This window comes from Rhabdochromatium marinum, from assembly GCF_016583795.1.
Taxonomy (GTDB): Bacteria; Pseudomonadota; Gammaproteobacteria; order Chromatiales; family Chromatiaceae; genus Rhabdochromatium; species Rhabdochromatium marinum.
Genome location: NZ_NRRS01000039.1, coordinates 1 through 13,746, shown reverse-complemented (window position 1 = coordinate 13,746; position 13,746 = coordinate 1). Strand labels below are relative to the sequence as shown.

The window sequence follows — 13,746 nt, the reverse complement described above, 5'->3', positions numbered from 1 at the left end:
TACCATGAAGGCTTGAGCCTTCTTGGCATCGGTATTGCTGCCACCCTAGGCGGCGCTTTTTGGCAGTTAGAATCATGGGTTTGCGTGTTTTCTATTTGATCAACCGCTCAGGCGACTGTGTCTCGTCAAACAGTGCAGTCGCGATGAGTCCGAAGCAGATTTGCGAACAGATGATCGGACGGCTGAACTCGCCCGACGATTATCTGGGAATTCTTGATGCCGATGATCGAGTGTTGCAAATTCTGCCCGAGCCGGAGCAGTCGCGCTACTATGTTGAAGTTCCGTTGGAGGCGGCAAAAGCGTCCTATGGACGCTATGTCAACCGCGATGAACTGCTTGCACTGATCATGGATTTGCCGGAGCAACTCGACGAGCGGAGCATTCCGGGGCTGGCCTACAAACCTTGGTAGGGTAGGGGATCCGGCGATTGCCTCGATATCCAGCGCATTGAGGTAACTGCGCTGCGCACGTGCGCGTGCGAGCTTAACTGTAGTCGCTTGCGCTCGAAACGCCTGGCGACCCCGAACCGCCCTGTCTTTTTTTGTGCACTTCATGTGCTGGCTCTCCTTGCCTGGCTGCGCAGCAACTCCACTACCACCCACTCCCCAGCCGCTGACTGACGTTGTGACCAGAGTCGCAGGGCTGTCACCACCGGCTCGCGCGCGCCCAGTATAGATGCAACCGCTGGAACTGCCAGAGTTTCACCAGCATCAGGGTGAGTGCAACTACCGACAAAACTGCCAACACCATCAGCACGGGACCACCGTCACTATAGGGGGCTGAACCTCGGTGACCGGTTCTGTGGTGGGGGCTTTCGGTTCAGCAGATTGTCAGATCGGCAGGTAAAAGTTATGATATAACGTTTATATTATTTTGTTGTATGCACTGATTTTGCAATGATTTCAGCTCAATCAGTACACTTTGTAGGAAAACAACCATGCAGCTACTCCCGTCCTATCGCCCGTTCAGCACCGTGATCAGCGCTCTGTTCATTAGCAGCACCGCCGCCGTTGCTGAAACCGCATCGCCGGAGGCCGCTGCACTGGTTATCCCTATTGAGCTTGACGCCATTGAAGTCACGGCTGGTGTCCCGGTGCCTGGCGACCCCCTGTTGCAAGCCGCCAATGTCGTGGTGCTGAGCGGCGAGCAACTACGCGAGCGCGAGCGCTTTACCTTGGGCGAAACTCTGGATGCGCTGCCGGGTGTCTCAGCCATCAACACCGGCAACCAAGTCGGCAAGCCGGTGATTCGCGGCCTGAGCGGCAATCAGATACAGATCCTCTCCAACGGAATTGGCGTGGATTATCAGCAGTACGGCGAGCGCCATCCGCCCAATATCGACCCCTTCCTCGCTGGGCGCATCGAGGTGGTGCGCGGAGCCTCCAGTCTGCTTTATGGCTCGGGGGCACTGGGCGGAGCGGTGGATGTGCAGGCGCCCGCCTTCGAGTTTGCCGCACCGGGCGAGACTTTGGCCGAGGCCGATACCCTGTTCGTTTATCACAGCAATAACGCCCAATGGGATGCCGGGGTAAAGGCGCGTGGCGGCAATGACAGCGTCAGCCTGAACGCGGGGCTGATGCGACGCTCCGGCGGTTATCTGAACACCCCCAATGCCGACACCGCCGCTGAATCCGGCAACCCCAGCGACCCCAAATTCACCGGCGAGTTGCCCTATACGGATTTTGACCAGCTCAATGCCCAGTTCGGCTTGGGCGTGCTGACCGATTTCGGCGAATTTGGCCTGCGCTATACCCAATGGAATGATGAGAACAACTTTCTGCTGCCTACTGGCCAGGGCATCGGCCTGTGGCTGCGCAATGATCAGCTCCAGTTTACTGGGGATATGGCACTGAGTGGCGGCTGGCAGCTTAAACCGACCCTGTCCTGGCAGAACAACTTGCGCCGCGCCAATGCACCCGGTGATGCCCGCGCCGGTGGCTATGATGGCACGATCAACTTGGAATTCGACCTCTACACTGCGCGGCTTGAAGCTGTTCATGAGCACCTTGGCTTCTTCGATGGTGGCACCCTGGGGATTGAATACGCCAGCAAAACCCAATACTCACGCGGCACCACGGTGTTGGTGCCTGGTGGTGAAGTCACCAATCTGGCGCTCTTTGCCTTTGAGAGCAAAGACATCGGCGATTTGACCCTGCAAGCCGGACTGCGCCATGACTGGCACTCGGTCACCGGTGATGCCGGTAAGACCAGCGCGCCAGTCGCTTTTTTGGACACAGGCTCCGGGCGCGACAGCCACGACTATGCTGTCTTCACCGGCTCTCTGGGAGCGGTCTACCGGCTTACCGAAGGCTTGGCGCTGGCGGGCAATCTCGGGCGGGGTTTTCGCGCACCCACCCTGTTCGAGCTCTATGCCGATGGGGTGCATGGTGGGGTGGCGGCCATTCAGGTAGGCAACCCGGATCTCGACCCGGAAACATCGCTTAACCTCGATGTCGGCCTGCGTTGGCAGCTCCCGCGTCTGAGTGGCAGCGCGACTGTCTATCGCAATGCCATCAGTGACTATATCTATTTGCAGGACACCGGCCAATCCGAAGGCGGCCTGCCGATTTTTGCCTATCAGCAGGACGATGCCCTGTTGAACGGCCTGGAGCTGGAAGCGCGCTGGCAGGCCACGGATCAGTTGGAATTCTCTGGCGTGCTGGATCTGGTACGCGGCACCAATGACCGCACCGATGAGGATTTGCCGCTGTTGCCGGCCGATTCTCTGCGCCTGGAAGCGACCTATCGCTTGGCTGATTATGGCCTGCTGCGCGAGCCTTACATCACCCTCGGCCTGCGCCACAGCGCCGCCAAGGATGCCGCACCGGGCGAGCCTTTCGCGCAGTTCGATACTATGCCCTTTGGCACCGCCTCGACGGATGCCTACACTCTGCTGGATCTCGATCTGGGCTTTGCTCTGCCGGGCTTGGGGCGTGAAGATGCGCGCATTGATCTGGCGGTGCGCAATCTGTTCGATACCGAATACCGAGACTTTCTCGATACCTACAAAGGCTATGCGCTCAGTCCAGGACGGGATATTCGTCTGAGCCTGAGCCTACCTCTGGGTGGCTGACGACCCCAGGGATGCGCCCCGGTGAGCATGACATCTGGCCTGCATGACACCTTCAGGGTTGAATCAGGATAGACTGTTACAAGTCTGAGATGTGATGGTCTTGACTCTGGAGAGTCTTGAGTTTAAAGCCTGAGGGGCGCTGAACGCGATGAAAAAGCAGGGAAAATTGTTAGGGGCGGAAATAGTCACCGTCCTCCTAGGGTTGATGATGGTGTTCTATTTGGCGCTGGTGTTACTTGGTGGGGCCGACTATCTGGCAGCTCTTAAGCTGGTGCTCTATACATTAGCCGGCCTGGTTGCCTTGATGCTGCTTGGTTACAGTATCACGATATTGCGGACCGATGACCTACGCAGGATTTTTATTCTTTATGATGGTCAGGATGCGCCTTTTGTCTCCAAACTCTACGATGCCTTGAAAATAGCGCCTATCCGGGTTCTGTGGGACAAGCAGGAAGTCCAGGTTGGTGACAATATCGAGGAAAAATTCAAGCAGCTGTTTAACAGCAGTAGCGACATCATTTTCGTGGTATCGAAGCATAGCGTTGCCGCACAGCGGATGGATGAAGCCATCGCCAATGCCGTACAAAAGAATAAACGGATCTTTCCGGTGCTGCTTGACAATGTAGAAGTTCCCGAAGCCCTTAAGATCATCAAAGCTGCGGATTTCCGGCTGTCGTTTGATGATGGCTACCTGAGCCTGAGAGAAGCCCTGCGCACGCGCCGCGAACCGAGTCCGTCGTGATGCCACACTCAATACCCGAGGTACGTTCCATGATCACTCACCCCCAACACCCTCCACTCAGGATCCAGCATGCCCTGGCGCGAACAATGTTGTTACTGCTGCCGCTGTTGCTAGTGATGCTTCCGACGCTGGGTTTCGCTGAGCCGCTGCGCGTATTTGCCAGCGTGGTTCCCGTCCAAACCTTTATCCAAACGATTGGCGGGGATCAGGTGGATGCGCGAGTTATGGTGCGTCCGGGATTCAACCCGGCCACTTACGAGCCGACGCCCCAACAGATCGCGGCCTTGGCGGAAGCGGAACTCTATGTACGCATCGGTGTGCCCTTCGAACAGGCCTGGATGGAGCGGATTCGATCCGCCAACCCTAAGATGCAGGTGATAGATGCCCGTGAAGGCATCGCCTTGCGCCAGCTGGAGGCACATACGCATGATGAACATGCACATGATGACCACCAGCATGATGAACATGAACATGAACATGATGGGCATGATGAACATGAACAGGATCCGCATGTATGGACCAGTCCCCCGCTGGTTATACAGATTGCCGGCGTCATTCGCGAGACGCTCACGGAACTGGATCCTGCCCATGCGGAGGAATTCACCCGCAATCATGCAGCCTTCGTAGCCGAGTTGCAGGCCCTTGATCAGGAATTGCATGCGCAGCTTGATCCGCTGCCTAACCGCAAGTTCATGGTATTTCATCCGGCGTGGGGCTACTTCGCCGACACCTACGGGCTGACACAGGTGCCAATTGAGCGCGAAGGCAAGGAGCCCGGAGCCCGGGCGCTGGCCGCGCTGATTGAACAGGCAAAAGAGGATGGGATCAGGGTGATTTTCGTGCAGCCGCAGTTTGACCAGCGTCAAGCACGCGAAGTGGCACAAAATATCAACGGCGCTGTGATTGCTGTCGATCCACTGGCCGTCGACTATGTCGGTAATCTGCGCCGGGTCGGCCGTGAGTTTGCGCAAGCGCTTGCGCCTTAGAAGTGACGAAGTCGCAAAGTGGTGCCATGGTAAATCAAGCATTGGAACACGCTGAGGCCCTGTGTCGCGAGCGGGGTCTGCGTCTGACCGAACAGCGTAAGACCGTGCTGCGCTTGCTCTGCGCGGCAAACAAGCCAATGAGCGCTTACGAGCTGCTGGAGTGCATGCGCACCGTGGTGAAGAATCCCGCACCGCCAACCGTCTATCGAGCCTTGGATTTTCTGCTCGAACAAGGGTTGGCACACAAGCTCGAAAGCCTGCACGCCTACATCGGCTGCACGCATCCGGATCATCCGCACGCCAGTCAATTCTTGATCTGTGATGGCTGCGGCGAGGTGACTGAAGTCGAAGATGCCAGCGTAGCTGCGAGCTTGCAAGCGGCGGGCCAAGCCCTTGGCTTTCAAGCCAAACGACCAATCGTTGAAGTATTAGGAACCTGCGCCCAGTGCTGCGCCAAACAAAACAGAGACTGAAGAATGTTACTGATTTTGAACCCGTTACCATCCCCCTCTCAGGCGGCGGCTACCCGGCTTCCCGTGCGCGCCCGTCAACGCCTGCTAGCCGGCGCTTTAGCTACGCCATTGATGCTCATCAGCGCTGGAGTGTGTGCAGAAAATGCGCATCAACATGAGCATGAACCTCAGCATGAACAGGAGATTGAGCATCGCCAGCATGGCACCCATGTTCACGGCATCGCCGCCTTGAACCTGGCACTCGACGGCCAGGAGATGCAGCTTGAGCTTCATAGCCCAGCTGCCAACATCGTCGGCTTCGAGCATGCCCCCGCGTCTGAAGAACAGCACGCGACCCTTGACCAAGCCGTTGCCAGGCTGAAAGACGGCGACAGCCTCTTTAAATTCAATGCGGCAGCGGCTTGCCATATGCAAGCGGCGACTGTCACCTCCGAGTTACTCGATGAGGCGCCTGATCATGAGCACGAGCACGAGCATGCAGGCGAAACCCACGCAGACATCACCGCTACCTACCGCTTTGAGTGCGGGACTCCAGAGCAGCTGACACAGTTAAGCGTCGAGCTGTTCGGGACCTTTTCCGGTATGGAGGAGATCAAGGTTCAGTACATCACCGAGCGTACCCAGGGAGCCACCGAGTTGACGGCCCAGGATCATGTGGTCAAGTTCTGAACGCCTGGGAGCTCAGCGCATTGGTCATTGAGATCAGGGAGCTGACATTCCGCTGGCAGCCTCACGCGCCCTGGGGCCTGACCATCAAGGCCTTAACCGTCGCCCCAGGCGAGCGCTTATTCATCAAGGGTCCCAGCGGTAGCGGCAAAAGTACGCTGTTGAGTTTGATCTCTGGTGTAACCACCGCCACGGCTGGATCAGTCCGTGTCATGGGCCAGCCCCTGGAGCAACTCGGTCGGGTTGAGCGGGATCATGTGCGCGCCCATCACATCGGCTATATCTTTCAGATGTTCAACCTGATTCCCTATCTCTCGGTGCTCGACAATGTCACCCTGCCATGTCGTTTTTCGGCCCGGCGGCGCGCCAAGGCGCGGGCGCGCAGCCGAAGCCTGGAGGCGGAAGCCCGGCGCCTGTTGCAACAGCTCGACATGAATGCTCCCGATCTTCAGCGGCGGGCTGTCACGACGCTCAGCGTAGGGCAGCAGCAACGGGTGGCAGCCGCCCGCGCGCTGATGGGCGCGCCCGAGGTGCTGATTGCCGATGAACCGACCTCGGCGCTGGATGCGGATCGCCGCGAGTCCTTCATGCGGCTGCTGTTCGACGAATGCCGCGACTCCGGTGCGGCGCTGGTCTGCGTCAGCCATGATGCCGCTCTGGAGTCGCTGTTTGACCGCACCCTGGATTTGGCCGCAGTCAATGCCGCTGCCAAGGAGAAGGAGCTGGACTGAATGATGGCTATCCTGTCCCTGGCATGGAAAAGCCTGTGGAATCGGCGCTTCACGGCGTTGCTGACGGTTCTGTCCATTGCGCTCAGTGTCACCCTGTTGGTCGGTGTTGAGCGGCTGCGCACTGAGGCACGCGCGAGCTTTACCAACACCTTGTCGGATACCGACCTGATCGTTGGTGCGCGCAGCGGCCCGGTGCAGCTGCTGCTGTACGCGGTGTTTCGTATGGGGGATGCAACCAATAACATCTCCTGGTCGAGCTATCAGGACATCGTTGCACATCCCCAGGTCGCTTGGACTGTGCCCCTCTCGCTCGGTGATTCCCATCGCGGTTTTCGTGTGCTGGGAACCAGCCTGGCCTACTTCGAGCACTATCGTTACGGACGCAATCGCCCGCTGGTCATGGCCGATGGTCAGCCATTCAGCGATCTCTATGACGCCGTACTCGGTGCCGAGGTCGCGGATGCACTCGGCTACCAGCTTGGCGACGCCATCATCATTGCCCATGGCGCTGGTCAGGTCAGTTTCGCCATGCACGACGATAAGCCGTTTCGCGTGGTCGGCATCCTGGCGCGCACCGGCACGCCTGTCGATCGAACCGTGCATGTTAGCCTGGAAGCCATTGAAGCCATTCATATCGACTGGCACAGCGGTGCACCTCTTCCCGGCCTGTCCGTCTCGGCTGACCAGGCACGGACGATGGACTTAACGCCCCAAGCGATTACTGCGGCCCTGGTAGGCTTGGACTCCAAGGTCGCCACCTTCCGGGTTCAGCGCTTCATCAATGACTATCCACAGGAACCTCTGCTGGCCATCCTGCCTGGCGTCGCACTCAGCCAGCTGTGGAATCTGATCGCCGTGGCTGAGAATGCTTTGCTAATCGTCTCAGCCTTTGTGGTTGTGGTCGGACTCTTTGGCATGCTGACTGCGCTCTTGACTAGTCTGAATGAACGCCGCCGCGAGATGGCCATTCTGCGCTCAGTCGGCGCGCGTCCCTGGCATGTCTTCGCACTGATCATCGGCGAAGCGGGCTTTTTAACACTGCTCGGCGTTGTGGCAGGCCTGGCACTGCTCTATTTGGTGCTGATCCTTGCACAGCCCGTCATCGCCAGCCGCTTCGGGATCTTCGTGCCCATTCATGCGCCAACCAGCGGCGAATGGAGGCTGCTTAGCGCCGTGATCACTGCAGGTTTTGCCGTGGGCAGCCTCCCCAGCTATCGCGCCTATCGCTTATCCTTGGCCGATGGATTGTCAGTGCGACTCTAGCAATATGAATATGAGGGCAACAACTACCCGTTTTGGTATGGCCACAGCCGGCCTCCTGCTGCTCTTGCCGCTCTTGTTGCTAAGCGCCTGTGACGCTGGTTCACCGCCTGAATCAGCCTCAACCAATCTGTCCGCCACATCGAACACGGCAGCACCCTCGAGCGTTGCGCGAGTCAATTTCACCGATGCACCGGATCTGGATGAGGTCGCTGAGCTTGATTGGAGCGCCCTGATCCCAGCCGATTGGCGCCCTGAGCAGTTGCTAGAAAACCTCACCGCAGATGGGGAAAGCCTGGATGCAATTGGGGATGAGGATCCGCGTGCCGGACTCATCATGGATAAGATCAAGGCGTTGTGGGAAGAAGCCCCCCTGGTGGAAGCGCTCGATGGCCAGCGAGTGAAGCTGCCCGGCTTCGTGGTACCGTTAGAATTCGATTTTGATGAACTGAGTGAATTCCTACTCGTCCCCTATTACGGCGCCTGCATCCATGTGCCCCCCCCCCGGCAAACCAAATTGTTCACGTCATCCTGCCCGAGGGCAAAACCTATCACGCCAGCCTGTTCGATATGGTCTGGGTGACTGGAGTGTTGCGGATCGACCATTTCTCCAGCGAGATGGCCAATGCCGGCTATCGCCTTGAGGCGTTAGCCCTCGCGCCCTATCAAGCGCCTTATCAATAAGATGGCCGGATGCGCTAGACGCATCGCTTCGAGATGAAACGCTGTCACCCAAGCAGGATGCGCAGATGCTCAGCATCCCCTTCGCGCTGCCGAAAGAGTCTCGGTCCCACGCCCATAGGGCGCCTGTTCAGCCAGTGCAATCAGCTCCTGCGCCTGCGTTGGCAGCAAGGGCAGGGCAATGTGGTGCCAACCCCATCCACCCGCCGCCAGGCTAGAGATACAGCTGAGTCGCGATCAAAAAGAACACCAGGACAGCGAGAATGTCGTTGCCGGTGGTAATGAAAATGCCGGTGGCCATGGCTGGGTCGATGCCAAAATGCTTCAGGAGCATTGGCACCGAGGCGCCTATCACGACGGCCAGGATGGTGACGCAGAACAGCGCAATACCAGCGGTAACGGCCAGTTGCAACGGAGCGGCCAACTCGATGAAGAAGCTGAGCCCGAAGACCACCACAGCCAAAACACTGGCTGCCGTGAACCCATTGATGGCGGCACCGAGCAGTTCGCGCCCCAGACGCCAGGGCAGGTCGCCAATCCAGAGGGTGCCAGTCGCAATGCCCTGAATAGCGACGGTGGCAGCCTGAATCCCGGCATTGCCAGCCATGGACATGACAATGGGAATGAAACTGGCAAGAATAGCCGCCGCCGCAATTTCGTTCTCGTAGGAACCGACGATGGAGCCGGACAGGGTGGCACCGATCAAACCGGCCAGCAGCCAGGGCAAGCGGGTCTTGACAATGCTGAGCACTGGCGCATCGGGCCGCGCTTCGGGCGACAGACCGCTCATCAGATGGGCGTCTTCCTCGGCCTCGTCGCGGGTGACGCGCTGGAGTCCGTCGGAGGTGATGCGCCCCAGCAGACGCCTGTCAGTATCAATGACCGGGACCGAGGTCAGTGCATGGGTGTTGGTAATGCGCACCACTTCTTCCTGATCCATGTCGGAGCTGACCGCTATGGGGTCGGAACGCATTACCTCAGCGGCGCGCCGTTCCTTGGGGCTGAGCAGCAGATCGCGCAGCTTGAGATAGCCCAGCAGGCGGCGGCGCTGATCCACCACATAGACCACCGAGATTTTTTTGATCACACTGGCATTGCGGCGTACTTCGGACACCACCTGCTCCAGCGTCCAGTCAGGCGGCACCGCGACCAGTTTGCGCGTCATGATGCTGCCAGCGGATTCTTCCTGATAGGTTTTGATCTCAAGAATCTCATTGGCGCGGTTGAGCTGTGGCAGCAGGCGCTCCTGCACCTCTTCGGGCAGTTCCTCCAGCGCATCGGCGCTGGTTTCCGGATCCAGGGAGTCGAGAATCTCCACCAGCCGATCAATGGTGGCATCTTCCAGCAGGGCGGCGCGAAAATCGTCGTTCAGCTCGGCCACCACCTTGGCCGCCGCTCCGGAAGGCAGATATAAAAACAGCTTGCGTGCGCGCTTGAGTGGCAAATGCACCATGAGCTCGACGACATCGCGCGGGCGCCAGCGGCGCAGGATGGCCCGCACCTGATCCCGCTCATCGGCCTTGATCAGTTTGCCAATTTGCTTGATCACTGTTTTGTTTTCCAGCGACAGCTCGCGGGCTTCCGAATGCGTCCAGCGCAACGGCAGTGCTTGAGGGCGCGCGCTGGAGGTAGTCGTAGTGCTCGGTTGATTGGGCATGCAGCAAATCCTGATAAAACTGTTGGCTGTTAGGCTGTAAGGTGAATGTTAAGCCGTTATCTTCGTCTATGCTTTATAGTTGTTCCAGACCGCTCGACCCTGCGGATGGCTTGGCCTGAAGTGACCCGGCATGCAGTCCACAGCAGGGCCGGGGGCTGTGGTTGGTTCTGTTGTTCTGAGTAAATCCTGTGTATCCGAAGTATTTCGGCCTGTTCGAGCCCAGTTTTTCCATTACCCCGGATCCCCGCTATCTGTTCCTGAGCGAACAGCACCGCGAGGCGCTCGCACATCTGCTCTATGGCGCCAGCGAAACCGGCGGCTTTGTGTTACTTACGGGCGAGGTTGGAACCGGCAAAACGACCGTGTGCCGGGCCTTTCTGGAGCAACTGCCCGACGGTGTCGAGGTCGGTTTGGTGCTGAATCCAGCGCTGACCGGCCTGGAACTCATCGCGGCGGTTTGTGATGAATTTGGCGTGCAGGTGCCGCCCCATGAGCGCTCGACCAAGCGGCTGATTGACCTGCTCAACACCTACTTGCTGGAGTGCCATGCCAAAGGGCGCCGCCCGGTGCTGATTATCGACGAAGCTCAGAATTTGCGCCCCGCCGTGCTGGAGCAGGTGCGGCTGCTGACCAACCTGGAAACCCCCAAGCATAAATTGTTGCAGATTTTTCTGGTCGGACAGCCCGAATTGCGCACGTTGCTGGCCTCCGAAGAACTGCGCCAGCTCAATCAGCGTATCACGGCACGCTTTCACCTGTCGCCGCTGTCCAAAGCGGAGACGGGTGCTTATATCCGCCACCGACTGGCGATTGCCGGGGTTGACCGACCGCTGTTCTCGCGTGCGGCCGTGCGCCATGTGCACCGCCATTCCGGTGGTGTGCCGCGGTTGATCAACTTAATTTGTGATCGCGCACTGCTTGGCACGGCAGTCAGTCATCGACTGCAAGCCAATGCGACCATTGTCGATCAGGCCGCGCGCGAGGTGCGTGGCAGGGATCTGTCGCAGCCCTGGCCGCAACGCCCGGCCTGGCTCGGTATGGCGCTAACTGCCGTGCTGGCGGCGGCAGTGGGAATCTGGATCGGTGGCTCGGGTCTGCTGCCATGGCCCGCGACTCAGACACCGGCGTCCGCTGCCCAGTCACCGGTGGAGGAGGGTGGCGATGCGCACACTGCCAGGATGGCGGACAACCCCTCAGACCAATCGCCGACATCAGCACCATCAGGCAAGCCTGCTCCCGGCTCCCAGACCAGTGCTGCTGCAGCAGCAACATCCACCCAGGATGCCATGCCGGATCAACAGGCATTAATCGAGACCACCGAGGCCACCGGCCAGATCGCAGCGGTGCGCGCCCAGTCGGTCGGGTATCCAACACTGCTGCCCGTTACGCCGGAGGTCATTGCGACTCCGCATGGCGAATCCGCCTCGCTCGGCGCTTTGTTGCATAACCCGCAAGCTACGCTCGAAACATTGCTGCGCCTCTGGGATCAGCCATGGCCAACCCATGCGGAGGCAGAAGCGGAAACGGGGACCGAACTCAAGTGCGCGACCTTAGAGGACCAGGTCGGGCTGGCCTGCGAGCATGATAACGGGCGCTGGAGCAACCTGCGACGCTTCGATCGACCAGCTGCGCTGCAACTGACGCTGGCGGACGGTCGCCAGGGAGAGGTGGTGCTGCGGGGATTGAATGAAGAATATGCGCTGATCGATGCTGGCGAGGGCAGGGCGCCACTGGCTGTGCTGATTGCAGATCTCGATCAACGCTGGTCGGGCGACTATCGGCTGCTGTGGCGGCTGCCGCCGACTGGGGAGCGGGTCATTGGTCGTACAGCCACGCCCGCAAGCATCCGCTGGCTGCGCGCACAGTTGCGCGCCTGGCCGGCTGGCGATCCGCTGTTGCCGGATGGCGATGCCTATGATCAGACCCTGATGACACAGGTGCGCGCCTTTCAGTCTGAGCAGGGTTTGGAAGTCGATGGGATTGCCGGGCCGCAGACGCTGATTTTGCTCGCGAATGTGCTGACACCCTCATCTCCTGAGCAGCCGTGAGCCGGTGAGCGGTCATGTCCTATATTCTTGAAGCCCTAAAAAAATCCCAGCAGCAGCGAGAACTTGGCCGAGCGCCGCGACTGGAGGAACATTGGATTGAACAGATCCCGGACCGGGAGCCGCCGCACCCCTGGCTGATCGGCACCGCCGTACTGGCCGCCTTAGCTTTGCTGGTCGCGCTCTATGCCGTGCTGCGCTCCAGTGCCTCACCGGCACCAGAACCGCCACCAGCGATAGCCACTGCCTCTCCTAATGCTAGTGTTGCCAACAGTGCCGCCAATTATGCCAATGCGGCCGTACAGCTCGCGCCGCCATCACAGCCACCAGCACCAGCACCAGCTTCGCAAGCGGCGAAGTCTTCCAACGACGAGCCCAATATTCTCGTCGTTCCGGCGCCTGATCCTCAGGGGCGTCCATTGCCAAGAGGGGCTGAAGAAATCCGCCGCGCCGTGCTTGGTGATGCCTATCCACCACCGCCTGACATCGCGCCGCCACCCATGCCAGCACCAGCGGAAGTTCCTCAACGAGTGCCGGTCCCCGAGGATCTGAAAGCCGAAATCGAAGCCTTCAAGCAGTCGGTTAAGCAACGCGGTGGCGCGGCAGCCGCTCCAAAGCCCAAGCCAGCCGCCGCGCCGGATCAGTCTGAAGTCACTGCCAAACTCACGCCCAGCCCCCCAGTTCCAGTCAAGCCGATTCTCCCACCCGAAGCAGCCATTGCTCCGGGGCCAGAGGAGTCAAGCGCCGTACCTCCCTCAATCACCAGCGGACCATCGCCGGCCTTACGCCAGAAGCTACCGCCTTACAGCCTGTCAGTGCATGTCTACAACAGCGCCAGCGCCAAGCGGTTTGTCTATATCAATGGCAGCAAAATATTCGAACAGGATGTCACGCCCGAAGGGTTGAAAGTTGAGGAAATCACCCAGGCTGGAGTGATCCTGAGCTTTGAGGGCGAGTTGTTCTTCGAGCGGCGTTAAAAGAGACCTGGATAAGGGGCTAGGCTGAGAACTGAGAACTCATGCAGGACCGGGTTGAACCGAGGAAGCGCTGCTCCGAATACCTGACTTTACATAACCCAAGTTGCCACCTTGGCTGATTCAGAAAAGGAAATTGAGGCTACAGGCCAGGATAAAGAATGCTGTCTTGAGTTCAAAACCGGCAGCGGTCACGCTGTGGATATGCTTGGGTAGCTGTCCCGTCCCGTGTGATTATTTGCCAAAGAGGAGCCATCCTTTGTTCCTCGCTCGAGCAGTTCTTGAAGCACTTATCGCCGAGCTCAAGGCGGATTGCCTAGAGGCTGAACGACCCCTATCTCGACCAGCAACCAGCGACGATCAGACCATGGAGGCATGAACGATGCAGGTTCGACTTCATAAAAACGCCCGCACCACCCCGGCCGTTCGTGCGGAGCTGCGCGCCTCGACGTTGCCCA

The 13,746-nt window shown here is 59.2% G+C and carries 11 protein-coding genes and 2 pseudogenes; 11 read left to right on the top strand and 2 right to left on the bottom strand.

From position 1 onward, the window contains the following. Positions 1-143: 143 nt before the first annotated feature. The 9 genes and pseudogenes from CKO36_RS11735 to CKO36_RS11695 all read left to right on the top strand — a co-directional run bounded on the left by CKO36_RS11735 (position 144) and on the right by CKO36_RS11695 (position 8,615). Positions 144-410 (top strand): hypothetical protein, encoded by a 267-nt coding sequence (locus CKO36_RS11735; RefSeq protein ID WP_338053469.1) that lies wholly within the window; start codon positions 144-146, stop codon positions 408-410. 527 nt (positions 411-937) lie between these two features. Further along, positions 938-3,073 (top strand): TonB-dependent receptor, encoded by a 2,136-nt coding sequence (locus tag CKO36_RS11730; RefSeq protein ID WP_200284247.1) that lies wholly within the window; start codon positions 938-940, stop codon positions 3,071-3,073. 148 nt (positions 3,074-3,221) lie between these two features. Continuing rightward, positions 3,222-3,815 carry a toll/interleukin-1 receptor domain-containing protein gene (locus CKO36_RS11725; protein WP_200284246.1) on the top strand — a complete coding sequence of 198 codons (594 nt, stop codon included), beginning with the start codon at positions 3,222-3,224 and terminating at the stop codon, positions 3,813-3,815. Between the two features lie 86 nt (positions 3,816-3,901). Continuing rightward, entirely contained in the window at positions 3,902-4,801 is a 900-nt protein-coding gene (locus tag CKO36_RS11720; RefSeq protein WP_338053468.1) for a metal ABC transporter solute-binding protein, Zn/Mn family, read from the top strand. Between the two features lie 26 nt (positions 4,802-4,827). Continuing rightward, positions 4,828-5,274: a Fur family transcriptional regulator gene (locus tag CKO36_RS11715; RefSeq protein ID WP_200284245.1), complete on the top strand. Its 447-nt coding sequence runs from the start codon at positions 4,828-4,830 to the stop codon at positions 5,272-5,274. Positions 5,275-5,277: 3 nt separating this feature from the next. Continuing rightward, the gene (locus CKO36_RS11710; protein ID WP_200284244.1) at positions 5,278-5,943 is read left to right on the top strand and encodes a DUF2796 domain-containing protein; all 666 of its coding nucleotides are present in this window, start codon (positions 5,278-5,280) and stop codon (positions 5,941-5,943) included. 20 nt (positions 5,944-5,963) lie between these two features. Beyond that, positions 5,964-6,671, top strand: coding sequence for an ABC transporter ATP-binding protein (locus CKO36_RS11705; protein WP_200284243.1), 708 nt, complete (start codon positions 5,964-5,966; stop codon positions 6,669-6,671). A 3-nt stretch (positions 6,672-6,674) separates the two neighbouring features. Continuing rightward, positions 6,675-7,934, top strand: a complete 1,260-nt coding sequence (locus CKO36_RS11700; protein WP_200284263.1) for an ABC transporter permease — start codon at positions 6,675-6,677, stop codon at positions 7,932-7,934. After that, positions 7,912-8,615: pseudogene (locus CKO36_RS11695) on the top strand (DUF3299 domain-containing protein). The gene CKO36_RS11700 and the pseudogene CKO36_RS11695 overlap by 23 nt, the downstream one beginning before the upstream one ends. Positions 8,616-8,826: 211 nt before the next feature. Here the strand turns inward: CKO36_RS11695 and mgtE are convergent. Beyond that, positions 8,827-10,269 (bottom strand): magnesium transporter, encoded by a 1,443-nt coding sequence (gene mgtE, locus CKO36_RS11690; protein WP_200284242.1) that lies wholly within the window; start codon positions 10,267-10,269, stop codon positions 8,827-8,829. Between the two features lie 188 nt (positions 10,270-10,457). On the opposite strand from mgtE, the gene CKO36_RS11685 reads away from it, so the two are divergent. Continuing rightward, a complete protein-coding gene (locus CKO36_RS11685; protein ID WP_200284241.1) occupies positions 10,458-12,317 on the top strand; it encodes an AAA family ATPase in 1,860 nt (619 codons plus the stop codon). A 14-nt stretch (positions 12,318-12,331) separates the two neighbouring features. Beyond that, positions 12,332-13,291: a general secretion pathway protein GspB gene (locus CKO36_RS11680; RefSeq protein WP_200284240.1), complete on the top strand. Its 960-nt coding sequence runs from the start codon at positions 12,332-12,334 to the stop codon at positions 13,289-13,291. A 120-nt stretch (positions 13,292-13,411) separates the two neighbouring features. On the opposite strand, the pseudogene CKO36_RS20450 reads toward CKO36_RS11680, so the two are convergent. Continuing rightward, a pseudogene (locus CKO36_RS20450) lies at positions 13,412-13,504 on the bottom strand (IS982 family transposase); the annotation flags it as partial. Between the last annotated feature and the right edge of the window lie 242 nt (positions 13,505-13,746).